This is a genomic window from Desulfosporosinus burensis (assembly GCF_054657535.1).
On sequence record NZ_BAAHYN010000007.1, the window covers coordinates 239,813 to 263,568 of the forward strand.

Sequence of the window (23,756 nt, forward strand, 5' to 3'; positions counted from 1 at the left end):
TCTCCGCTTTACTTTGAGTTTGAGTATCGTCTTTATTCGGGGGTGGTGAACTGACAGTATTAGGGGTCTGTGATCCGCACCCAATGGTTGCTAGGATTAAAACAAACGCAAAAAATAATAACCCGAGTTTAAGCTTTTTCATACTTCTTTCCCTCCAATAATTCTCTAGCTTCCGATCTACCCATAATAGTATACCATCTTTTCAAGTACAAGTTATGCAAGTCAGGGAAGGTTCTTGACTTGCATACAATCCCCATACTAGGTTGCTAACCTCAGCGCCAACAGCGCGTTGAGAGCGAAGCAATTCAACCGTTCCACGCCCTCGTCGTTCCAACCACCGTCGTTCTAAGCCCTACGTTGTTCTAAGACCTACGTCGACCCCAGCCAGAGGGTGTGATTTTGCGGAGCGAACCCGTTAGGCAAAGTCGCGTCAACCATGCTTAGATGACTCGGCGCCAGAACGGCACTGGTTCACATTCTGAATAGCCCAGAGGTTTGCCGTTCTCGCCGAGTCATCAAGTATGGTAGCGACGGCGCCGTGGGTGAGCGCAGCAACTTCACACCCTCACCCTCGACTAATCTAAATTCTTCTTAAACTTCTTAGCTGCGATTCCTATCAAGATAATGGCAAACGCACATAAGATGAGTGTATCCTGCCAAAGATACTCCATCCCCACCCCTTTAAGGAAGATTCCCCGCACGATATTCAAAAAATACGTCAAGGGAAATAACCCCCCTAGAATCTTTAAAAGAGTCGGCATCGTTTCACGGGGAAAGATAAAGCCTGACAATAAAATAGAAGGTAAGATCAAGATGAACGTCATTTGCATGGCCTGAAGCTGAGTCCTAGCGACACTGGAAATCAAAAGCCCGATGGCTAGAATCGTAAACAGAAAAATAGTAGATAAAAGCACTAGCAGGGGAATACTTCCTGCCGGCATAACTCCAAACCAGAAAATCCCCGTTGCCAGAATCAAGGTTAGGGAGACAAATCCGATAAACACAAACGGAAGTAGTTTTCCCATCAGCAATTCAAGTGAACGAATAGGGGTAACGACCACTTGCTCCATTGTACCGCGTTCCTTTTCTCGAACAATTGAAAACGAGGTTAACATAGCTATTACATTTTGCAAGATTAGGCCGATCAAGGCCGGAATGTTAAAGACCATCGACTTCATATCAGGGTTGTACCAAACTCTGGTCTCGATATTGAGCGGCATGTTCGTACCCGCTGCCGCACCCCTAGCTGTAAGGCGTACCCCCTGAATTTCCAAAGATTTATTAAGGCCCAGCATTTGAACCGCGGACATAGCCGCTCGAGCAATGGTAGGATCAGATCCATCGACTAAAACCTGTACATCTCCCTGCCCATTATCTTTTTGTAATTCCTTGCCAAAATTAGGCGGGATGATGACTGCCACCCGAGCCTTACCGCTATCCAAATAGCCTTCGATCTGATGATAGCCTTGGACATAATTATCGGGATCTAAATATTGGGTGTTACGTATTGAGGTTATAAACTCACGACTATCCGTAGTTTGAGATTGATCCCAAACCACGGTAGGAAGGTGGTCTACATCCGTATTGACGGCATAACCAAATAGGAGGAGCATACCGATCGGCATAACAATCGCCATGATTAAGCTGGCCCGATCTCGTCGGATATGGAGGAATTCCTTTCTCAAGACTGCTAAAAAACGCACCCAAGAAAATCTTCCCATTAGCCTCGCCCCCCTTTCTTGAGGGTGAGATTGCGAGGATCATCCGCGGCTTCATGTTCCACGTAATAGATGAAGAGATCATCTAAATTATCCTTAGCCTCTCTTTTTTTCATATCGTCCGGCGAACCAAAGGCGATTAACCGTCCATAGAAAACAAAACCCAAGTAATCACAGGTTGCTGCTTCATCCATGTAGTGGGTGCTGACTAAAATCGTCATTCCTTCTTTCGCTAACTGGTGGATCAAATCTAAGAAAATACGCCGTGAAACCGGGTCCACCCCAGCCGTCGGTTCATCAAGAATAAGCAATTGGGGATTATGAAGTAACGCACAAGCTAAAGCTACTCTTTGCTTCCATCCACCCGAGAGAGAAGAAACTAACTGGGTAGTTCGCTCGCTCAAACCGATCCGCTCAATGACCCGTGCTTTCTGTTCTTGGGCTACTTTTCCATGTAGACTGTATACCCCTGCATAGAAGTCAAGATTCTCTCTCACGGTTAGATCTTCGTAAAGACTAAACTTTTGGGACATATAGCCAATACGCTGTTTGATTTCCTCAGGTTGTGTCAAGACGTCATAACCCAACACAGTAGCCTGACCCTCTGTCGGAACCAAAACTCCACATAGCATGCGGATGAGGGTTGTCTTTCCAGCGCCGTTCGGCCCGACGAAACCCATAATTGCTCCGGCAGGAAGTTGGAAGCTGACCCCTTGAACCGCCGTATACGTGCCAAACCGTTTGACCAAACCCTGGCAATCAATCGCCAAATTCATTTTCCTCACTCCTTTATTCCAGGGTCACATCTGCTGGCATACCCGCTTTCAACTGTTCTTTACCTTCAGTAATAGTTATTTTAACAGCATAAACCGTGGTTGTTCGTTCTTCCTTTGTCTGGACGTTTTTCGGAGTGAACTCTGATTGAGTACTGATATATTGAATTTGTCCTTTGAACGTCTTATCAGGGTATGAATCCGCAGCTATAGAAACCGTCCCGCCCATTTTTATCTGACTCAGCTTGGCTCCCGGGATATATATTTTAATCCATAAATCATTAGGATCCAGAATCGTTGCTAGTGTTGTGCCGGGATTGACAACTTGACCTAATTCAACATTCTGATAGAGCACCTGACCACTGGCAGGACTCTTAATAATTAGTTTGCTTAAACCTAGTTCTGCCGTTTTAACGGACTGAGCTGCAATATCAACGGCCGCTTTCTGAGCCTGAATGGTCGGTTGAGTATAACCAGCATGAGCTTGGTCTAGACTGGCCTGGGCGGCATTTACACTCGCTTGAGCGCCCTGATATTGGGCCTTTAATGTAGCAAGCTTATTTACCTGTGCATCCACGATCTGTTTACTAATTGCACCGCTCTCATACAGTTTTTGATTATTGGCAAGATTATCTTCTTCAAATTTAAGATTTGGTTCTAGTGCGGATAGATTGGCTTTCGCCTGAGTTACCACGTGCTCAAGCCGCCGGATTTCCTCCGCCCGCGCCCCTCCCAAAAGATCGTTGAGTTTAGCTTGTGCCTGGGTCTGTTGGATCTTCGCGACATCTAAGGAAATCTTAGCCTGACTGTCGTCTAGTTTAGCAATGATATCCCCTGTTTTAATGACCTGACCTTCACTCACTAGTAACTCGACGATTCTGCCGCCAAGCTCTGCTTGCACCGGGATTTCAGTTCCTTCAATCGTCCCAGAATACATGTTTGAGTCTGCTGAACGATTAAGATACCGTTCCCCCAAGACCGATAGGGTAATAAGGATTAGAACAATGACTACAACTACAGCTTTTTTTCTCATGTTTTCTCCTCCCGCTCCTTGAACTTTGACTCTAGTGTTCCCTCTGTAAATCCTACGATTCGCTTTGAGTTCTAACGTTTTTACTTAACGAGCAACCCATGTAAAAAGAGTTCTAGCATGTGATCCGCCGCTTCTTCGATCGTTTTTTCTGGAGATAACCCAGGGAAAACGTGATTGAATATCCCGTAAAACAGAACCATTCCCATAAAACTTCGCATCATGGCTAGAAAGGGAATGGGTTTAAACACCCCCTGTTCAACTCCCTTGTCAAACCATGGTTTGACGATACTTATACCCTGATCTAAAATCCCTTTAAATAAGGCCTCTCTAACTTCACTGTGATACTGTGCTTCAGCAAACATAAAGCGAAACAGGCCGTCATTTTCATTGATAAGCTCCAAGCGATTCCTCAGAAAAGACCGGAAAAATTCCTCAGGGGTTGCTTCTTTGTGTTCCTTGTCTAGATAGATGATCCCATCTAAGAATTTCGGTTTCAGAACCCCAACCAGCAATTCCTTCTTTGTGGCAAAATGCCGAAAAATGGTCCCTTCAGCGACACCTGCGGCACGGGCAATTTCAGCAGTAGTTGAACCATTGTAGCCTTTGATCGTAAAAACCTTGAGGGCTGCTTCAAGAATATCTTGACGCCGCTCTTCAACTGTTTTCTTCCTACGGATTTCCTGTTGTTTAGTCTTTAAGTTTGATTTCATAAGGTCCTCCAAAATCTAGAATTCTCCCTCAGAGTCAACATGAGTGATTACTCACTAATTTTAACACTTATAAGTTTTCTGTCAATCCTCAACGTTATATTTTTCTTAACCGACTGCTTTGTCATTTACTAACTTTCAGAATCCCCATGTTTGTGCTTTTCAATGCTCGTCGATATAATGACACTAGTAATGCTTTATCTAATGACTCGGCTTGGCACAGCCAAAAGGGTAACAGAGGACTCCCTCCGCCCATCAGTAAGATGTCTTCAGCGTTCTGCTCTTTTAACAGTTCCTTAATTCTTGGGAAAATCGTCATGTGTGCCCCGGATAGAACACTGATTCCTATTAAATCGACATCTTCTTGGATCGCTGCTTCCATAAGTTGTTCCGGAGTTTGATGTAATCCTGAGTAGATGACTTCCATTCCGGCATCACGTAGGGCCCGGGCGATCACTTTCGCACCCCGGTCATGTCCGTCTAAGCCTGGCTTACCCACCAAGACACGAATACGAGTCTTCTTCATAACGTTCCCTCCCACAATGTCCTAAAATACGGCTCGTTCTCGGTACTCCCCGAAGACCTCTTTGAGGACAATCTGATTAACAATTCTTAAGCGGCATGTTGAGGGGTAAGCTAAAAAATAAACCAAGACCCAAAGTTGCAATGCCACTTCGGATCTTGATGGTCAGTTTTTAATTATCACACTATCCTATGCTTTATGTGAGAAAGACTCCCTCAAGTTTAGACGAAACCTATGATACTTTGCAGGAAAATAAGGATAAATACTGATACAACTGGTATAAGCAGGGACGTAACGAAAATATCTTTATAAGAGTCCTTATGTGTGAGGCCAACGATACCTAAGAGGGTGATAACTGCACCATTATGGGGCATGGTATCCATTCCGCCTGAAGCTACGCTAGCAACTCGGTGCAGAAGTTCGGGATTTACATTGACCCTTGTAGCCCATTCTAAATATTGTTTGCCGAAAGTGTCTAGGGCAATACTCATACCACCTGAAGCAGAACCTGTAATACCAGCTAAGACGTTAACGGTCACAGCTTCTGAGGGAAGCGGACTACCGTTTTGCCCAATGCCCAATAAAAAGTTCGCGATCGTTTTAAAACCTGGCAGAGTTTTGATAACATTGCCATAGCCAACTTCAGAAGCTGTATTCATCACCGCTAGCAAGGAGCCGATGGCTCCGGCATTGATCGCTTTGGCAAGATTTCCTTTCATGGTCTTGGGATTGATACAGACTGCGATCGTTATCCCTACTACAAGTGCAATGATTAAGGCCCAGTTATTCATCGTTCCGGTAATTCCAGCTTTAGCAATATTATAGGGTGCTTGAGTTACCCAACCTGCAATATCCCATGTAGGAAAAATAAATTTTTGCAAGATTAAAGTAACTACTAAGACAGAGAGCAAGGGCAGTAACGACAGATAGGGATTAGGCAGGTTTTTACCTTTGACTTGATCAGGTTCCTGTAAGGTATGTTGACCATAACCTTCCCCTGCAGCTTGAGCTTGCCGTTTACGATATTCCAACCAATACATACCGCCGCCAAAAATCATAAGAGCGGCTAACGTACCGAATACGGGTGCAGCATACAAGTCAGTATTAAAAAACTTCATGGGTATGGCGTTTTGAATCTGTGGTGTACCGGGTATTGATGTCATGGTGAAGGTAAAGGCACCTAAAGCGATCGTTCCTGGTAAAAGTCGCTTGGGGATATTTGCTTCTCTGAATAGGGAAGCTCCAAAGGGATAAACAGCAAAGGCTACAACAAAAAGGCTAACCCCTCCATAGGTAAGAATTGCTGCAGATAAGACAACCGCCAAAATAGCCTGCTTGGCTCCAACTTTGTTGACAATTGCTTTCGCAATCGACTCGGCAGCTCCGGATTCTTCCATCACTTTGCCGAAAACGGCACCGAGCAGGAAAAATGGAAAATAAATCTTAAGATAATTCGCCATATTGGGGAGAAATACTTCTGTATAGGTTGGCATTAAAGCCATGCCAGACAAAACCGCTGCCAAAAGAGCAAAGACTGGCGCAAAAAAGATGACTGAAAAACCTCGGTAAGCCATGTACATAAGTAAGACCAAACTCAGGATAATTCCAAGAACCGCCAATGAAATGCACCTCCAATTTAATTATGGTCGCTACTTTCATGTTCCGAATTGTAAAAACTTGTTTTTCTTTCTCTTCACCCCTTTCTTCAATTTCAACGTCAGAAACTTGTCACGACTCTCTGCTCCAATGTGAACCCCTGTTATTTCTATCCTAAACTAAAGCACTCTGACTCTGGTCAATATTTCGGATAACCTACGAGGCAAAGGCTTTACTATTAGCACGTCTGACCCGATCTCAAGAGACTAATTTCACCTTCGCCACGAAGCATTCCTATTGTGATAAGCGACTCGGCGAAACCGATCCTTTAGCGCGATCGCATACGTTATGGGTTGTGCGCCTTCAGTTCACTGATCGTGTTCATACGTTCAGGAAAAAAGATTTTCCAATCCATTGTCTTTAAAGATTCAGAAATAACGGGTTTAAAATTGATGAGATCTAAAATATTCTTTTGAAGATCGATCCCCGGCGCAATTTCTTCTAGGACCAGCCCTCGTTCTCCTACGCTAAATACCGCCCTTTCTGTGATAAAAACCACCTTCTGCCCTTTTTTCCGAGCATAATTACCACTAAAGGTGATATGCTCAACCTCTTGAATTATCTTCGAAACCTTACCTTCCTTTTGAATTAGGAGTTTACCGTCCGAAACCTCGATCTCTAGTCCATCAGCAGTAAAGGTCCCACAGAAAACAACTTTTTTTGCGGTTTGAGAAATATTTATAAATCCGCCTGCACCAGCAATTCTCGTACCGAAGCGACTGACATTGACATTTCCCGCCTTATCTAACTGAGCCATTCCTAAAACCGTGATATCCAATCCACCGCCATCATAAAAATCAAACTGATATGGTTGATCCACAATGCAGTCCGGATTAAAACTTGCTCCAAAGCTCAAGCCTCCAGCAGGTACCCCCCCGATTGGACCGGATTCCACTGTCAGAGCAAATCTCTCTAATACGCCCTCTTCTGCAGCAACAGAAGCAACCCCTTCAGGTAGACCAATACCTAAATTAACGATGGCTTCTGGATTAACTTCCATCAAGGCCCTTCTGGCAATAATTTTTCGTTCATCAAGAGACATCACTTTCAATTCCGTTAAAGGTAGACGTAGTTCGCCACTGTAAGAGGGATTGTATTGCTGATCAAACGATTGCATATGATATTCGGGTCGGCTCGCGATCACCACTGCATCCACTAATATCCAGGGTATTTTGACATCCCTTGCCCTAATGCTGCCGGACTGAACAACTCGCTCCACTTGAACAATCACAATTCCTCCGCTGTTTTTCACAGCTTGGGCTATAGAGAGACCTTCCAGAGTAAGAGCTTCTTTTTCATACGAGATGTTGCCGTTTTCATCGGCCGACGTACCTCTCAAGAGGGCTACATCAATCGGAAATGTATGATATAAGAGATATTCCTTACCTCTAAAACTCGTTAACTCGACTAAATCCTGATACGTAATTTGGTTTAACTTTCCTCCGCCATAGCGTGGATCTACAAACGTCTCCAGTCCAATATGAGTTAACGTCCCTGGCTTACCTGCTGCAATATCTCGGAAGAGATGGGTAATGACCCCCTGGGGAAAATTGTAGGCTTCGATTTTATCTTCTACAGCCATCTCCCCTAACTTAGGCGCCAAGTTCCAATGTCCACCTACAACCCGCTTGATAAGACCAACATGCGCCAAATGGTTCATTCCACGATCTTTAGAATCCCCCTGCCCGGCCGCATAAACTAAGGATAAATCTCTCGGTGCCCCCGTCTCTAAAAATCTCTTTTCCAAGGCTGTCGTTAATTCTTCTGGATGTCCAATGCCCACAAATCCATCAATGGCCACCATACTTCCATCCTTAATCAACGCCATCGATTCATCTGCAGTTAAGACCGGCACCAACTTCTTCATCAGTTTCCCTCCTGTCTAACTCTTGAAAGCTATTGACCTACTGATTCTGTGAAAAACTATTACTCTCCATCTCTCAATCTTCATAATAATCTGAATATATTTATAATTTATTATTGCAAGATTCATGCCAACAGCAAAGAACCCTTTGAGGCTTAATCCGTAAGGGTTGTAAAGAAAAAACGTTATTAAACGAGTAACCACATGTAGCATTTTAGCTACATGTGGTTACTCGTTTAACCTTCATAATCCTGTTATTCCCTACTATTCATCATCAATGTAGCAAGCTCTCTACATGTCTCACCATTGCTACACTTGTCAACTAAGCAAGTGTTTAATGCCTTTTTTGGGATATAGTGCCCCAACACCTTAAAAGAATCCAAGGCCTTATGCCCTGGTATTCTTTTTTAGGAAACTTAATGAGTTTCTTAATAGTTCGCTTTTGCAGATGTCTCCTTTTGGACAGTTACTCCTCGTGGTCCGGTCGGCAAAAGTGCCCGTCCGTAGAGTGGATTTAGAATACCAGCCGCCGAGGTATACCATGCGCAAGCAGCAGTGATTAACCCGAACACGCCTCCTGGAACACTCGATATTATTCCAAATTCCGCTAAATCTAAGAGTATGAACGTAATTTCTAAGCACGTAACCACTGCGACCAAAGCGTTACTAATTCTAAAAGTCCCGATCCACATGTAGGTATTGAAGATCGTAAAGGCGATCAGATACAATCCTATGGCTTCATGCCCAAAAGCACCGAAATTCAAGATTTTGAGGGTCTCTAAAAGAACCGTAGTGCCTAATGCAATCCAAAATGCCCCATAGGTTGTAAAGGCTGTAGCGCCAAACGCATTGTTCTTTTTGAATTCCCACATTCCGGCTAGGACCTGGCACATTCCACCGTAGAATAAGCCTAAAGGAACAAACAGCGCACTGAACTCTTTCGGCACCAGATGAGCATTAGACATACTAAGAATAAACGTAGTCAGTGCAAAAGCTGCCAAACCAAGTGGTCCAGGGTCAGCAATTGAACTTTCTCGAATCTCCATAACCTCTGCCATTTTAGTTACTCTCCTTTTGTTGATCGTTCGACAACCATTGCAGTACCCTGCCCTCCTCCAATACATAACGTGGCGAGACCTCGTTTAACTTCCCTACGCTTCATTTCGTACAAGAGTGTTACGAGGACTCGTGTCCCGCTGGCGCCAATCGGATGACCTAAAGCGATCGCCCCGCCGTTCACATTAGTTTTATCTGTTTCAAGCTGAAGTTCTCGGGCAACTGCAAGCGTTTGAGCAGCAAAGGCTTCATTCGCTTCTACAAGATCGATATCCTCAATGGTCAGCCCTGCTTTGGACAGCGCTTTGCGGCTGGCTGGAATCGGACCCGTACCCATAATTTTAGGATCCACACCCGCGGAAGCAAACGATACAATCGAAGCTAGCGGATGCAACCCTAATTCGAGGGCCTTTTCCTTAGACATAACAACCACAGCGGCAGCGCCGTCATTGATACCCGAAGCATTTCCCGCAGTCACTGTGCCCTCCTTTTTAAAGGCTGAACGCAGTTTAGTCAGAGAGTCTAAGGTCGTAGCGTACTTTGGAAATTCATCTTGATTGAAAACTACAGGTTCCCCCTTACGCTGCGGAATAAGAACTGGAACAATCTCCTCATCAAAAAGACCTCCTTTAATGGCGGCTTCTGCTCGATTTTGGCTCAGTACTGAATAAGTGTCTTGTTCTGCACGGGAAATTCCAAACTGTTCAGCGATGTTCTCTGCTGTAATCCCCATGTGAATGTCGTAGAAGGCATCCGTTAATCCATCTTTAAGAATGGTATCAATCATCGTGCCATTTCCCAATCGATAACCCGTACGAGCCTTTTCCAGTACATACGGGGCCATCGACATACTTTCCATTCCACCGGCAACGATGATCTCTGCATCTCCTGTCATAATAGCTTGAGCAGCACTCTCAACCGATTTAAGCCCAGATCCACAGAGTTTATTCAGTGTCCACGAGGGCACTTCCTGAGGAATACCAGCCTTTATGGCGGCCTGACGCGCAGGATTCTGCCCTAAGCCCGCTTGCAAGACATTTCCCATGATCACTTCATCGACCTGTTCGGGTGTTACTCCTGCCCGTCTAATGGCCTCTTTGATGACCAAGGCTCCTAATTCGACCGCCGAAATTTGTCCTAAGGCTCCGCCAAAGGATCCGATAGGGGTACGAACTGCACTTACAATCACAACTTCTTTCATTGCCCAACCTCCTGTGTCAAATTTTCGATAGTTCTCCCGATCAAAAACCACTACGGAACCTTTTCTAAATATTATTTCAAACACCAGTGGCATTATCTGGAGCAGCGGCTCTAGCATTATCCTACTTCTCTTTTTACCATAGCTCTCTCATCTTCACTTATAAAAGATTTGTTGTATAAAAAAATTATGACCAAGACCCAAAGTTCCAATAACACTTCGGATCTTGGTGTTTAGTTTTCAACTATTAACGCATTCTAAGTTTCCATTATCGAGACAGTTCCTCACTTTTTTATAGGAACCCTATGATACCCTGAAGGAAAATGAGGATAAAGACTGTGGCAACGGGTATTACCAGGGACGTGACGAAAATATCTTTATAAGAGTCCTTATGAGTAAGGCCAACGATGCCTAACAGCGTGATAACTGCACCATTATGGGGCATCGTATCCATCCCGCCGGAGGCCACACTAGCAACTCTGTGCAGAAGTTCGGGATTTACATTGACCCTGGTCGCCCATTCTAAATACTGTTTGCCAAAGGTATCTAGGGCAATACTCATGCCGCCAGAAGCAGAACCTGTAATCCCGGCCAGGGCAGTTACAGTCGCTGCTTCTGAGGGAAGCGGACTACCGCCTTGACCAATTCCCAGTAGGAAATTAGCAATCGTTTTAAATCCTGGTAGAGTTTTGATAACATTTCCATAGCCGACTTCAGAAGCCGTATTCATCACTGCTAGCAGAGAGCCGATTGCTCCAGCATTGATCGCTTTGGCGAGATTTCCTTTCATGGTTTTAGGATTAATTAAGACGGCGATCGTTATCCCTACTACGAGCGCAATGATTAAGGCCCAGTTATTCATGGTTCCAACGATTCCGGCTTTAGCGATATTATAGGGAGCTTGAGTTACCCAATCTGCAATATTCCAGGCAGGAAAAATAAACTTTTGCAGAATTAGAGTGACTACTAAGACAGAAAGCAAAGGCAGTAAAGACAGATAGGGACTAGGAAGGTTTTTACCTTCAACTTGATCAGGTTCTTGTAGAGTATGCTGACCATATCCTTCCCCTGCAGCTTGTGCTTGCCGTTTACGATATTCCAACCAGTACATACCACCGCCAAAAATCATAAGTGCGGCTAAGGTACCAAACACGGGTGCAGCATACAAATCCGTATTGAAAAACTTCATGGGTATGGCGTTTTGAATCTGTGGAGTACCAGGTATGGCTGTCATGGTGAAGGTAAAGGCACCTAACGCGATCGTTCCTGGTAAAAGCCTCTTCGGGATATTTGCTTCTCTAAACAGGGATGCTCCAAAGGGATAAACAGCGAAGGCGACAACAAAAAGGCTAACCCCACCATAGGTAAGAATTGCTGCTGATAAGACAACCGCTAATATAGCCTGCTTGGGTCCGAGTTTATTGACAATTGCTTTAGCGATCGACTCGGCTGCACCGGATTCTTCCATGACTTTACCGAAAACGGCACCAAGCAGGAAGAATGGAAAATAGACTTTAAGATAATTCGCCATATTGGGGAGGAATACTTCCGTATAGGTTGGCATTAAAGCCATACCTGAGAATACTGCCGCTAATAGAGCAAAGACCGGCGCAAAAAAGATGACTGAAAAACCGCGGTAAGCCATGTACATTAGCAAAACTAAGCTTAGGATAATTCCAAGAACCGCCAATAAAATGCACCTCCAAACTTATTTTATCCTCTGGATCTAATCTGAACACCTGTTTTATTTATCCTAAAATGAAGTGCTCTAACTCTAGCTCTGGCTAATGCTTTGCTGTCCTAAGAGGCAGAGACTTCACAATTACCACGTCTGTCCTAACCTCAAGGGTCCCACTTAAAGTAATTTAGATGAAACTTCCGCCATTAATATCCAGGACAGCACCTGTGATGTATGCCGAGGAGTCTGAGGCTAAAAAAAGGGCTGCATCCGCTACTTCTTCAGGTTCAGCAAAACGCCCAACCGGAATGGTTGCTATGAGTGCCTTTAACTGCTCTGCAGGGTATTTATTCATCATGTCCGTATTGATATAGCCTGGCGCCAAGGCATTACAGGTAATTCCCTTGGTTGCATTTTCAACAGCCGTTACTTTTGTTAATCCGATCAACCCAGATTTTGAGGTTGCATAATATCCAGTTCCAAAGATCCCTATGCGGGCCGTAAGCGAGGAGAGATTCACAATTCGTCCGTATCCCTGGGCGCGCATTGACGGAAGCACTGCTTTCGTGCAGATAAACGGTCCTGTCAAATTGACCGCCATGACAGCCTCCCAGTTGGCTAGATTGCCTTTATGAAGTAGTCCATCGCGATTAATTCCAGCGTTATTAACGAGAATATCAACCCTTCCGAACCGCTCGATAACCTTTTCCACCATCCTGTTCACTTCGTCTTCCTTGCTGACATCCGCGAGGAAAAGCTCAGCCTCCACCCCTAGTTTCCGGAGTTCCTCCACGGTTTCCATGGCCTTAAGCTCATTAAACGAAATATCATTGACTGCGATCTTTGCTCCTTCTCTGGCGAAGGCAACCGCAATGGCCTTGCCGATCCCTTGACCACTACCGGTAATTAAGGCAACTCTAGCGTTCATTTTCATTTTGCTGCACACCTTTCATTGATTTGATCGCTTTTTTTCATTAGTTCTGGATAAAAAAGCATTGATTCCATTGTTTTTAAGGATTCTGAAATAGTAGGTTTGAAACTCATTAAGTCCAAAATATCCCTTTGAAGATCAATGCCAGGGGCAATCTCTTCAAGAACAAGACCTTGTTCTCCAAGTCTAAACACGGCTCTTTCGGTAACAAACAACACCTTCTGCCCTTTCTTTCGCGCATAGTTGCCACTGAACGTGATATGCTCAACCTCTCGGAGTAACTTAGAAGTTTTCCCTTCTTGGAGGATAACGAGCTCGCCGTCCTTAATCTCAACCTTTAATCCATTGGCTGTAAAGGTTCCGCAAAAGATCACGGTTTTTGCAGTTTGCGAAATATTGATAAACCCGCCTGCCCCGGCAATGCGTGTCCCAAACCTGCTGACATTGACATTACCATGTCTGTCCAACTGGGCCATCCCTAAGACCGCTATATCCAGTCCTCCACCATCATAAAAATCAAATTGATACGGCTGATCTACAATACAATCAGGATTGAAACTTGCTCCAAAGCTTGCCCCTCCGGCAGGCACTCCCCCAATCGGGCCTGATTCCACCGTCAAGACGAATTGGTCTAAAACCCCTTCTTCCGCAGCAACCGACGCTACCCCTTCAGGAACTCCGATCCCTAAATTAACGACCGTTCCCTGATTGACTTCCTTGAAAGCCCTTCTGGCCATAATCTTTCGTTCATCAAGCGGAATTGTTTTAAGTTCGGTTAATGGAAATCGCAGTTCGCCGCTGTAAGAGGGGTTATACTGCTCACCAAAGGACTGCATATGAAATTCGGGCCTGCTCGAGATCACCACTGCATCCACTAAAATACCAGGAATTTTCACATCCCTCGACTTTATACTTCCTGCTTGAACCACTCGCTCCACTTGTACTATCACGATACCTCCACTGTTTTTAACCGCTTGGGCAATGGAGAGACCTTCTAGGGTTAGTGCTTCTCTTTCAAGCGAGATATTCCCGAATTCATCAGCAGATGTTCCTCTTAAAAAGGCTACGTCAATCGGGAATGTATGATAGAGAAGATACTCTTTCCCCCTGATGCTGGTTAGCTCTACTAAATCCTCTTGGGTGACCTGATTTAACTTTCCTCCGCCATGACGTGGATCAACAAAGGTCTCCAGACCAATATGGGTTAACGTCCCTGGCTTGCCTGCTGCAATATCTCGGAAGAGATGGGTAATAACCCCCTGGGGAAAATTGTAGGCTTCTATCTTATTTTCAACAGCCATCTTGCCTAACTTAGGCGCAAGGTTCCAGTGCCCGCCAACGACTCGTTTTATGAGACCATCATGCGCCAAATGATTCATACCGCGATCTTTAGAATCACCCTGCCCGGCCGCATATACCAAGGACAAATTCCTGGGCGTACCCGTCTCGACAAATCTCTTTTCCAAAGCCGTCGTCAATTCTTCCGGGTGTCCAATGCTTACAAATCCATCAATGGCCACCATACTTTCGTCTTTAATCAGCGCGATCGCTTCATCTGCAGTTAGGACTGCCTTCTTCATCTACTTTCCTCCTGTCTATCTAATAACGGTATGGTAGCAAGATCCTAGCCGTTCCATTCAACCCTTACATGCTTGCAGAAGAGTCCAAATTTACGCGCAACTTAATCTATAGCAAGATCCATGCCAACAATAAATAGAACCCTGAAAGCCTTAGCCCCCACGGTTCTATAGAAAAGTTATAGATTGAATCAGGCAGCACTATGTAGCAATTACGCAACATATGTTACCTGGTTTATCTAAAATATCCTTCTTGCCCACCCGCCCCAGCCTTAAATGTCTCTTCTTCGCTACATGTTGCGATATAACAACATTATAAGACTAAAGGTATATTGTCCGACTTTATAGACCATACTTCTCCATTTTTCGATAGAGATTCGTTCGATGAATTCCTAAAATTTCCGCTGTTTTAACCTTATTTCCACCCGTTGTCTTCAGTGCCTTTAGTATGGCCTTACGCTCCGCCTCCGCAAGTTCGAGTGCTAAGGGTTGAAGAGCTGTGTTTTTTCGCCGTCCCTCTAAATCTTGAAGATATAAGGGAAGATCTATCAGCCGAATCATCCCCCCTTCCGCAACATTAATCGCTCTTTCAATCGCATTCTGAAGCTCACGGACATTTCCTGGCCACGCGTAGAGCTGAAAGAGTTCTATAACCCAACGATCAAGCTTTCTTAAGGATAATCCCAGTTCGTGTTGGAATTTCGACAAGAGATGTTCACTTAAAAGTAAAACATCCCCCTCCCGCTCTCGTAAAGGTGGTATCGTAACCGTAAAAACATTGAGCCTATAATAAAGATCGCGCCGAAATTCCCCTTCTCCTATCATTTTTTCCAAGTCCCGATGGGTGGCAGCTATAACCCGTATGTCAAGTTGCTGCAAGCGATTACTGCCTACTCTCTCTATTTCCTTTTCTTGTAAGATTCGCAAAACTTTAGCTTGCATTGGAAGTGGCAGATCACCGATCTCGTCTAAGAAGATAGTACCTTTATTGGCTAACTCGAATTTTCCGGGTTTACCTCCTTTCTTGGCACCGGTAAAGGCACCTTCTTCATATCCGAAAAGTTCTGACTCTAAAAGCTCCGCTGGAATTGCCCCACAGTTCACTCGTACAAACGGTTGGTCATGGCGCTTACTGGCGGCATGAATAGCATGGGCAAAGAGCTCTTTACCCGTCCCACTCTCCCCACGCAAAAGTACCGTTGACTTCACTAACGCCGCCCTTTCTGCCAATTCCATCGTCCGAAGCATGGATTGGCTTTTACCAACGATATTGCTAAATGTGTAGCGAAATTTCTGATAGTGCTTTAATTCCTTCTCATAGAATTTTAGCTTGTTCTCCAACAAATCTAACTTTTCTGCCAAAGTACGAAGGTCTCGAACATCCCGAAACATAACCTTGCCCACAGCACCAATGAGTTTACCCTCTTCTCTGCGAGGAAGGCGCATCACCATCGCTTCCTTACCGTTAATATCCATAACTTCTCCGATTTCGGCGACTCCAGTCTGGGCAACAATATGCATGCGACTATTCGGTAGGACCTCAGTACAAAGACGACCAATCGCCTCCTCTTGCTCAATATTAAGGAACCGACAGTAGCTCTTCGTTATCCGGGTTATAATGCCTTTAGAATCTACGACCATAACACCATCATAGGCCTGCTCAAAAATACTTTCCAAGCTTGTAAGGCTAGTTTGCGTATGATCTAAACGAGATAATACCCTTTGTAATTCACTGCCATCCTGAAAAACTGCAACCGCACCGACCGTTTCTCCATCTTGATTTATGGGAGAACGGTTCGTAATAAACATCCGTTCCCCGATGAACAGTTGATCAGAGTTGGCTTCTCCATCCTGGATCACGCTATGAAGTTTGGAATTCGGAATAACTTCCACTATTTTCTTACCGATAATACCTTCCACATCTAACCCAATGAATGTAGCTGCAGTGGGGTTACAATAACAGACTGCATCTTGATCATCTGTCACAATAATGCCAGCGTTAACTGCTTGAAAGATTTGATCCAATTTTATTATTTGATGAGACTCCATGCCTTTTCCCTCCCATTTACGGTCATCGTGTGGCGCGAATCAAGTAACGTAAGCCAAATAACGCCTTCCCCGCATTGTCCGGTCATCATTATAATGTTTCCGATCCTGTAAAAAGTTGTTATACTCAAGTATAGCATGTTTGTCTAAATCTAAAACCGAATGGATTTTTCAAGGACTTTCCTCTATGGGGTATTAGGGACGATGGGTGCAACAAAAGTAAGCCCTCTTGGCCCAAAGACTGTATTGACTGAGTTTGTTTCACATACACTCTTTGGTGCTACTACTGCTGTAATCATAAACCACACTTGGAGATAGTGGTCTTTTTGATGGCACAATTCCAATCAGTGTTACTCCTTCTAAGGTACAACAAACTGCTGAAACAAACAAAGCATGAAAAGCTACAAAATAAAGGTTTATGTAAAAGGATCGGTCTCTTGTACAAAGATTACAAAAAGACCAATCCTTTATTGTTATTGTTTGGTTCTTTACGATTACTTTAATCCTGTCCAAATTGAATGCAACACTGGGGGCATCCTCTTAGGACGGAAAAGGACTACTGAACGGAATTCATAGCTTGGGTCGCCTTTTGTGCAGCCTGGTGACCCAAGTCAATAGCCTCACCAAGTACACGCAAGGCCTCTGTCGGATTATGGAAACCAGTACTGTTTTCTGAAGCGACGAAATCCCAACGGTAATTAGCATCTCTGTGCAACTGACGGGCCTCTTCCAGAAGTTTTTGATCGGCCTTCGGATCATTAGTCGCTCTGGTCAAAACCTCGATAGCGGCAACAATCGCCTTTTCAGCCAGCATTTGAGTATTATACACCTTGTCCTGTCGATCGATAATTTGGTCTTTTAAATAATCTTCCGATTGTTTGTGGCAAGTTTGGCAAGACTGGGCAAGTGAATTGAGCGGACTTTCCCAATGGTGAGAGGAAATCTTGCTCTGTCCCTGTTTGAGATATGGCATATGACAGTCGGCGCAAGCTACTCCATTGGCTGCATGAACACTACTGGAGAACATTTCATACTCTGGATGGCGAATTTTTGCCATCGGAGTTTTCGTATTGGGCATGGTCCAATCTGAAAATTTCTCGTCGTTTTCATGCTTAAGCATCTGTTCAACCTTCAGCCCATTTTCCCAAGGGAAAACAACCTTGTTTGTTTTCTCTTCAAAATAATAGCTAACATGACACTGCCCACAAACCGCACTCCTCATCTCTTGACGGCTGAGATTATTGGGATCCTTCCCCAAGGCTTTCAGCCCTTCAACTAAGGCAGGACGAGTAATAGTTAAGGCCATCGTTTGCGGATTATGGCAATCCGCGCATGAGATAGAGTAATGCATTTTATCCTTCAACGAATCGAAAGAAGCCGTATAATAGCTATCACCCATTTCAGCGATTAATCCTGGTACTTCCGGCCCTTTACAAGTCCAGCACGAGGCACTCGGTTTTTTCCGCTTCGTCTCTAAAACATCTTCAATGGAAAAACTATGGCCACGTGGTTTTGTGTAATCTATACCAAATCCATAGCCCGCAAATAGGATTTTAAGCAGCGGATCTTTTTCCAACCGATCAAACTTCGCTGATCCACCATATTTACTGTTTCCTTGTTTCATTTCCGAGTTGGTGAGGTAGCTTGCATACTGATCTGGATAATACTTTCCCCAGACAGCTGGATCAAGGGATCCATCCGGTATACTTTTGACTGCTACACTGGGAGCAGGAACAGACGGTTTAAGACCATATCCAATGATCAGACCTAAACCTAAGACCAGCACCACTGTGACGGCAAAAATCCAAATATTCTTCTTCATTCATTGAACCTCCCTGTTATCATTTCCCATGGGGAATTGCTCTATGACATTCGAAACATCGTTTAGCATCCGTAGTAGCAATAGTTTCAACCGTAGCACTATGGCAGCGAATACAGTTTTTCTGAATAATACCTTTGCTCATGGTTGTTGTATGTAAAATATCTGGGGGTCCCATCACGTTGGAGTAGATATCCTTAGCGCCTGAATACCCTTTATAGGCAATCATTCTGACAACATTATCCTGCGGAATGTGGCAATCTTTACAATTGACCTGGGGTGCCCGGTGTACAGTATGAGAAGCCGTTTCACGATAGTCTTCCATGACATGGCATTTGGTACAAAAATCATCAGTCGAAGTATATTCTATAGCCTCCCAACCCGCTATGGGGATGATCACAATTATTGCCCCCAATAGAAAAAGTGCTTTTATAGACTTCCACTTGCCCACGTTCACCCTCCTCTCTTCGGTCCTAAGCGGGAATCCCACCCGCCATTTGATCTCAAAACCCTTTCAACCCCCGCTTAAAAAGTATACTCCTGATGAAGTTGACAATTCCTTGTGTTCTTAGAATATTAAAAATCATATCACAACTATTCAGACTATTTTGTCGAAAAAGACAGAAGGAAATCGAACCATTTAAGCATTCCTTAGAAACAACTCCCAAAACTCCATATTCCAAATAATGCCATTAATTTATGTTGCTCTTTTTAGTAGATTAAGCATTTTCCTATAAGCTTATAAGCAAACTAAGAACGTAAAGTGAGTCAAGTGATTTATTAACTAGGGAGATGGTCAAATAGCACAAAACCAACATAATGATTAATTAGTTTTCCCTGAAGTATTAAAAGGAGGTCGAGATATGAACGCAAAGAATCCTCTCTTCGTATCAATTATATCCCTTGTATTATTAACGGCTCAAACCCCTATCTGATTATCCATTGGACAAGCCCTTAACTTCAATATACAATATTTGATGCGGTCAACACCGAAAAACCGACTTCCACGACGCTCGATTTATCCAAGGCGAAGGTCTATGGAGTCATGGTGGACAAATACATTATTGCAGAAATACCCGCCGCCGCCGGATTTAAGGAGAAAATTTATCGCGTCGGTGCGCTTAAGAAAACCGACGACAAATGGACGGTCGAGGCTCCTAAAGAAAATGATATTGACAAAGATGGTAAGCCCGACTGGACTGCAGAAAAATTTGCGTGTGGAAAATGTCATGCACCAGGCCTTGAAAATTCTTCCGACAATCTTAGTATATCCTGCGAATCGTGTCATGGCCCCGCTGGAAACCATGCAAGTGCCACTGACAAGAAGGGTACTTTGAGCCGTGAAACCGCCAGAACTTCATGCATGAATTGTCATAAGAGCGATCCGGCCAAAGACGCTCAAGGTAACTTTACTGCCCATAAAGCCAATGCTAACGGCGCTACTCTTGTGGCGGATAAGCCGACAGAAATTTGCGCTAAATGTCATGCTGGAATAAACTTCGACCTCGATAAACTCATGTGGAAGAACCCAACTGATCCCCAAGGACATTTCACAAAAGATCACAGCTTCGGGGCCATAAAATATGAAGATCTTCAAGATGATCCAGCAACAAAGCCTGTCGAGATTAAGAATCCGACTGTCATAGAGTTGATCGAGAAACTCTTACCAGAACTAGCAAAATAACTCTTTATTCCAATATAATAGACTATACGTTACCAACTATACTAACCAAAGGGGTGGGTGATGCATATTTCATGCATTACCTGCCCTGTTTTTTGAACAATGTTTTAGGGCTCACTCATCTTTGTAATTATCTCTTTTAGTGATTTTCCCATTTGATGTTAACTATGACGATCCATATTACATTCTTTTGTCAAATCTTCATCTGGCTTCGGGAGTTGAAAAACGTTTTGTAGCCTAACTGTACAAAAAGTAGTACGGTCAATGAAACACTGCCAACAATCCCCAGCATCACAGCGATTTGATACTCGATCGCTACAACGGGCGAGGCCCCGCCAAGAATCTGACCGGTCATCATGCCCGGTAAAAAGACAATACCCATCCCGACCATGGAGTTGATGGTCGGCAGCATAGCGGCATCAAACGCATTGTTCACGATCTGCTTGGAGGCCATTTTTGGTGTCGCTCCAAGAATCAAAGCGGCCTCCACAAGTTGTTTATTCGTCGTCATTCCTTCTACAAGCGTTTTAACGCCAAGGGAGATGCCCGTCATTGAATTGCCAATAATCATGCCTGCGATCGGAATCACATATCTTGGCTCGTACCAGGGTGACACCTGTAACACGACAAGAACGAAATAAATCAGACTGGCAAGGATGCCCACGGTCATAGAAAGGGCGATGATCTTTTTTATCTCAGTTGACAACGGTGATTTGGTCCGGTTAAAGATGTTATAGATGGCGAAGATGAGCATGATCGCGATAATCACCAGAGCATAAACGGGATGGCTATGTTCGAAGACATAAGCAAGTATATAACCTACGAGTACCAGCTGAATCGTCATCCGCAAGGAAGAAATCAGAATTTCTTTCTCTCTCGGAATCCCTTTGAGCCTAACAATTAAAATGAGCAAAAGAATAAAAATATAGGCCGCAGTCAATTGCCAAATCGACAAGTCGATGCTCCCTTGCATGGCTAGGCCCCCTTTGTTATGACAATTTTACCTTTTTTGATTTTAACGACATGCTCGGCAAAGGCTTGAACCACAGCTTTAGAGTGGGTAACCATGATCATGGTTTTCTTTAAACGCTTGACATGGTGGACCAGTTGTTCCATCACAAATTGGGTTGTTTCTTCATCTAGGGCGGAGGAGGGCTCATCCAAAAGAAAAACTTGCGGTTCCAGCAGCAGTACTCTAGCCAGAGCTAAGCGTTGTTTTTCCCCTCCAGATAATGAATTGGAGTCTTGTGATAGATCTTTATGAAATCGAACGATTTCCAATACGTCCTGAAGTTGACCATCCTCTACGGGCGGCTTTTCGCAAAACTTAAATCCGATCAACAAGTTATCCCTTACAGTTCCCTCAAAAATTGCCGGAGACTGAGAAAGCATCATGACTTTCCGCCTTAATTCAATTGGATTCCACAGAGATAGTGGAGTGTTCTGAAAGCAGATTTCCCCTTCGTCACAGCTAATTAAATGATTTAATAGCCTTAACAGGCTAGTTTTGCCGCTTCCGCTTTCCCCTACGATGCAGGTGATCCTCTGCTCAGGAATATCCAGTTCATTGATATCTAAAATATCCTTGTATTTCACTCCGCGTAGCGTAAACATCCGCGCAACCACTTCCTTACTGTCACTATTCTTCTATTTCTTTGATATTTAATTCTCACTGTGTTTTTTCCATCGGTTGAGAGAATCGGACTAAAAAAGTAGTTCCGTCTGGACCAGATTCAAATTCTATTAGTGCATTATGCCTACCGGCAATACTGTAACACATCGGCAAGCCCAGACCCGTGCCACTTTCTTTAGTCGTAAAAAATGGGGTCCCAAGTTTAGATATATGTTCTGAATTGATACCCGGTCCTTCATCTCTAACACTTAAGACTATGTTTTGTCCATCCATAAATGTGCTAATAGTAAGGCACCCATCTGGGGGCATTGCTTCAAGACCGTTACGGGCAAGGTTTAACACCAGTTGAGTAATTTCATTTGTGTCAATATCCAGATCAGCTAAATCTCCTGGTTCAAAGATACACTTCTTACCTTGGCTATAGGCATCTGCTAGTAGTAATGGAAATAGGTTAGCTAACAACTTGTTTAAACATTGTCGTTTCAACTCTGTTGGTTTATTCTTGGCTAGAGATAAAAAACCAGTAATTATCGAGTTGGTTCTATCGAGTTCCTCTATCATTAGGTCGAAATAGCTCTTGTATGTAAGCAAATCAGTTTTGTTCTGGAGCATCTGGAGAAAGCCTCTTATTGTAGTTATTGGATTTCGAACTTCGTGTCCAAGACCAGCTGCCAATTGGCCGATGATGTTAAGCCGTTCTAGTTTAGCTACTTCATGTTCAATTCGTTCCCTTTTCTCAGTCTCTTGCTTCACTTCCTTTGTTCTTTCATCAACCATTCTTCGAAGGTTAAGTAGTTGTGCCTTTAACTCTATCAATTCACTTTTCATATTTACAAAGCTTTCCCAATCTTCAATGCTATAGAATCTTAATGTAATCATGCAAAACTCCATTCCGTCACAATACAATCCTCTTATACCACGAGGTGGTTAATTCTTGCCAGATACCAGGGTCTAACTGAGTTCAGTATCTGACGGTTGAGTTCCTTCTGAAGAAGAATGACCATTTAGTGTTACTATCAAAACACATGGCAAAGCAGAAACATTCTTAATCAGCTAATAAACTTCACCTCCAACTATTTCTATATCCGAATTTATTTCATAAATACTTCTACATAATATAGATAAATCCTTCAAAATATAGCGCCGTATAGTATCTAATAGCCTGTTAAAAAAAGATAGGCCTCCCGCAGTTACGCCCAAGAGGTCTTATTTAGGTTAAATTATTCTTTTATTCCATGAGATAAACTGCCAACCAACTGAATTCTTCGCTCTATCTTATTTAGGATTCTTTTTCCTTAAACTTAACCCAATGCCTATTATTAATAACAAAGCTAAAGCGGAAATCGTGAGGTTAAAAAGCAGTTTGTAATTCGTTGGACTCTCCGGTAGTTGCGTCTTAGGTGGGGTTGAAAGAGATACCGTTTAGTCCATAAAGGGCGTAATTCCGTTCAAACATGTCGTTAGTGTTTAAATCTAAGCGAAAGGCAAAAAGATGGTTCACCTCAATCGTAATCACTGTATCGTTTCTCACCTGAGTTATGACAAAGGGGGCTTCTTCAGATTGAATAAAGCTTTCTTTTTCTTTGGAAGTCGCTGCATCACGGATCGAGTCGAGGAAATAATATAGTAAGAAAACAGAACTTGCCACCATCAGCAAATAGGTTATGTGATAATACTGTTGATAAAAAAAGGGTTTAATAAAGAAATTGCAGTACGCCAAAAGATAAGTAATCAACCCATCCGCTCAAGTAGGTTACTTTTGATTTTTAGGGCAAAGAGGATAAGGATAAGACTTTCGGTCACCCACCCTAAACTAAGCCATACATAGCCGAATTGAAAAGGGATTATAAGAAACGAGAAGGT

Annotated in this window: 20 protein-coding genes; 1 reads left to right on the forward strand and 19 read right to left on the reverse strand. The window is 43.7% G+C overall.

The features are described from left to right. Positions 1–575: 575 nt before the first annotated feature. The 15 genes from ACYQ3Q_RS14490 to ACYQ3Q_RS14560 all read right to left on the reverse strand — a co-directional run bounded on the left by ACYQ3Q_RS14490 (position 576) and on the right by ACYQ3Q_RS14560 (position 19,030). Positions 576–1,721 carry an ABC transporter permease gene (locus ACYQ3Q_RS14490; protein WP_459929242.1) on the reverse strand — a complete coding sequence of 382 codons (1,146 nt, stop codon included), beginning with the start codon at positions 1,719–1,721 and terminating at the stop codon, positions 576–578. Next, the gene (locus ACYQ3Q_RS14495) at positions 1,721–2,494 is read right to left on the reverse strand and encodes an ABC transporter ATP-binding protein (protein ID WP_459929243.1); all 774 of its coding nucleotides are present in this window, start codon (positions 2,492–2,494) and stop codon (positions 1,721–1,723) included. The genes ACYQ3Q_RS14490 and ACYQ3Q_RS14495 overlap by 1 nt, the downstream gene beginning before the upstream one ends. A gap of 13 nt (positions 2,495–2,507) precedes the next feature. Next, the gene (locus tag ACYQ3Q_RS14500; protein ID WP_459929244.1) at positions 2,508–3,524 is read right to left on the reverse strand and encodes an HlyD family secretion protein; all 1,017 of its coding nucleotides are present in this window, start codon (positions 3,522–3,524) and stop codon (positions 2,508–2,510) included. An 80-nt stretch (positions 3,525–3,604) separates the two neighbouring features. Then, positions 3,605–4,234, reverse strand: a complete 630-nt coding sequence (locus tag ACYQ3Q_RS14505; RefSeq protein ID WP_459929245.1) for a TetR/AcrR family transcriptional regulator — start codon at positions 4,232–4,234, stop codon at positions 3,605–3,607. Between the two features lie 121 nt (positions 4,235–4,355). Next, positions 4,356–4,757, reverse strand: a complete 402-nt coding sequence (locus ACYQ3Q_RS14510) for a cobalamin B12-binding domain-containing protein (protein WP_459929246.1) — start codon at positions 4,755–4,757, stop codon at positions 4,356–4,358. A 218-nt stretch (positions 4,758–4,975) separates the two neighbouring features. Beyond that, on the reverse strand, positions 4,976–6,373 hold the full coding sequence (locus ACYQ3Q_RS14515) for a GntP family permease (RefSeq protein ID WP_459929247.1): 1,398 nt from the start codon (positions 6,371–6,373) through the stop codon (positions 4,976–4,978). Between the two features lie 323 nt (positions 6,374–6,696). Beyond that, a complete protein-coding gene (locus ACYQ3Q_RS14520) occupies positions 6,697–8,277 on the reverse strand; it encodes an acyl CoA:acetate/3-ketoacid CoA transferase (RefSeq protein WP_459929248.1) in 1,581 nt (526 codons plus the stop codon). Between the two features lie 425 nt (positions 8,278–8,702). Continuing rightward, positions 8,703–9,332, reverse strand: coding sequence for an acetate uptake transporter (locus ACYQ3Q_RS14525; protein WP_459929249.1), 630 nt, complete (start codon positions 9,330–9,332; stop codon positions 8,703–8,705). Between the two features lie 5 nt (positions 9,333–9,337). Further along, on the reverse strand, positions 9,338–10,531 hold the full coding sequence (locus ACYQ3Q_RS14530; RefSeq protein WP_459929250.1) for an acetyl-CoA C-acetyltransferase: 1,194 nt from the start codon (positions 10,529–10,531) through the stop codon (positions 9,338–9,340). Positions 10,532–10,820: 289 nt separating this feature from the next. Then, complete coding sequence (locus tag ACYQ3Q_RS14535; protein WP_459929251.1) at positions 10,821–12,218, reverse strand: GntP family permease; 1,398 nt, start codon at positions 12,216–12,218, stop codon at positions 10,821–10,823. A 175-nt stretch (positions 12,219–12,393) separates the two neighbouring features. Further along, on the reverse strand, positions 12,394–13,140 hold the full coding sequence (gene fabG / locus ACYQ3Q_RS14540; protein WP_459929252.1) for a 3-oxoacyl-ACP reductase FabG: 747 nt from the start codon (positions 13,138–13,140) through the stop codon (positions 12,394–12,396). Next, the gene (locus tag ACYQ3Q_RS14545; protein ID WP_459929253.1) at positions 13,137–14,717 is read right to left on the reverse strand and encodes an acyl CoA:acetate/3-ketoacid CoA transferase; all 1,581 of its coding nucleotides are present in this window, start codon (positions 14,715–14,717) and stop codon (positions 13,137–13,139) included. Before ACYQ3Q_RS14545 ends, fabG begins: the two co-directional genes overlap by 4 nt. Positions 14,718–15,056: 339 nt before the next feature. Beyond that, a complete protein-coding gene (locus ACYQ3Q_RS14550; RefSeq protein WP_459929254.1) occupies positions 15,057–16,763 on the reverse strand; it encodes a sigma 54-interacting transcriptional regulator in 1,707 nt (568 codons plus the stop codon). Positions 16,764–17,316: 553 nt separating this feature from the next. Beyond that, positions 17,317–18,582 (reverse strand): ammonia-forming cytochrome c nitrite reductase subunit c552, encoded by a 1,266-nt coding sequence (locus ACYQ3Q_RS14555; protein ID WP_459929255.1) that lies wholly within the window; start codon positions 18,580–18,582, stop codon positions 17,317–17,319. 19 nt (positions 18,583–18,601) lie between these two features. Then, a complete protein-coding gene (locus tag ACYQ3Q_RS14560; RefSeq protein ID WP_459929256.1) occupies positions 18,602–19,030 on the reverse strand; it encodes a cytochrome c3 family protein in 429 nt (142 codons plus the stop codon). A 597-nt stretch (positions 19,031–19,627) separates the two neighbouring features. Between ACYQ3Q_RS14560 and ACYQ3Q_RS14565 the strand changes: the two genes are divergently transcribed. Continuing rightward, positions 19,628–20,263, forward strand: coding sequence for a hypothetical protein (locus ACYQ3Q_RS14565; protein WP_459929257.1), 636 nt, complete (start codon positions 19,628–19,630; stop codon positions 20,261–20,263). 190 nt (positions 20,264–20,453) lie between these two features. Here ACYQ3Q_RS14565 and ACYQ3Q_RS14570 read toward each other — a convergent pair whose 3' ends face one another. From ACYQ3Q_RS14570 to ACYQ3Q_RS14585, 4 genes are all read right to left on the reverse strand, one after another. Further along, the gene (locus ACYQ3Q_RS14570; protein WP_459929258.1) at positions 20,454–21,233 is read right to left on the reverse strand and encodes an ABC transporter permease; all 780 of its coding nucleotides are present in this window, start codon (positions 21,231–21,233) and stop codon (positions 20,454–20,456) included. 2 nt (positions 21,234–21,235) lie between these two features. Then, positions 21,236–21,874 (reverse strand): ABC transporter ATP-binding protein, encoded by a 639-nt coding sequence (locus tag ACYQ3Q_RS14575; protein WP_459929259.1) that lies wholly within the window; start codon positions 21,872–21,874, stop codon positions 21,236–21,238. 55 nt (positions 21,875–21,929) lie between these two features. After that, positions 21,930–22,772: an ATP-binding protein gene (locus ACYQ3Q_RS14580; RefSeq protein WP_459929260.1), complete on the reverse strand. Its 843-nt coding sequence runs from the start codon at positions 22,770–22,772 to the stop codon at positions 21,930–21,932. A 517-nt stretch (positions 22,773–23,289) separates the two neighbouring features. Then, the gene (locus ACYQ3Q_RS14585) at positions 23,290–23,613 is read right to left on the reverse strand and encodes a hypothetical protein (RefSeq protein ID WP_459929261.1); all 324 of its coding nucleotides are present in this window, start codon (positions 23,611–23,613) and stop codon (positions 23,290–23,292) included. Positions 23,614–23,756: the final 143 nt, after the last annotated feature.

Coding starts and splice junctions, on each gene's coding strand:
- ACYQ3Q_RS14490 (WP_459929242.1), bottom strand. CDS start 1,721: ATGGGAAGATTTTCTTGGGTGCGTTTTTTAGCAGTCTTGAGAAAGGAA.
- ACYQ3Q_RS14495 (WP_459929243.1), bottom strand. CDS start 2,494: ATGAATTTGGCGATTGATTGCCAGGGTTTGGTCAAACGGTTTGGCACG.
- ACYQ3Q_RS14500 (WP_459929244.1), bottom strand. CDS start 3,524: ATGAGAAAAAAAGCTGTAGTTGTAGTCATTGTTCTAATCCTTATTACC.
- ACYQ3Q_RS14505 (WP_459929245.1), bottom strand. CDS start 4,234: ATGAAATCAAACTTAAAGACTAAACAACAGGAAATCCGTAGGAAGAAA.
- ACYQ3Q_RS14510 (WP_459929246.1), bottom strand. CDS start 4,757: ATGAAGAAGACTCGTATTCGTGTCTTGGTGGGTAAGCCAGGCTTAGAC.
- ACYQ3Q_RS14520 (WP_459929248.1), bottom strand. CDS start 8,277: ATGAAGAAGTTGGTGCCGGTCTTAACTGCAGATGAATCGATGGCGTTG.
- ACYQ3Q_RS14525 (WP_459929249.1), bottom strand. CDS start 9,332: ATGGCAGAGGTTATGGAGATTCGAGAAAGTTCAATTGCTGACCCTGGA.
- ACYQ3Q_RS14530 (WP_459929250.1), bottom strand. CDS start 10,531: ATGAAAGAAGTTGTGATTGTAAGTGCAGTTCGTACCCCTATCGGATCC.
- fabG (WP_459929252.1), bottom strand. CDS start 13,140: ATGAAAATGAACGCTAGAGTTGCCTTAATTACCGGTAGTGGTCAAGGG.
- ACYQ3Q_RS14545 (WP_459929253.1), bottom strand. CDS start 14,717: ATGAAGAAGGCAGTCCTAACTGCAGATGAAGCGATCGCGCTGATTAAA.
- ACYQ3Q_RS14550 (WP_459929254.1), bottom strand. CDS start 16,763: ATGGAGTCTCATCAAATAATAAAATTGGATCAAATCTTTCAAGCAGTT.
- ACYQ3Q_RS14555 (WP_459929255.1), bottom strand. CDS start 18,582: ATGAAGAAGAATATTTGGATTTTTGCCGTCACAGTGGTGCTGGTCTTA.
- ACYQ3Q_RS14570 (WP_459929258.1), bottom strand. CDS start 21,233: ATGCAAGGGAGCATCGACTTGTCGATTTGGCAATTGACTGCGGCCTAT.
- ACYQ3Q_RS14575 (WP_459929259.1), bottom strand. CDS start 21,874: ATGTTTACGCTACGCGGAGTGAAATACAAGGATATTTTAGATATCAAT.
- ACYQ3Q_RS14580 (WP_459929260.1), bottom strand. CDS start 22,772: ATGATTACATTAAGATTCTATAGCATTGAAGATTGGGAAAGCTTTGTA.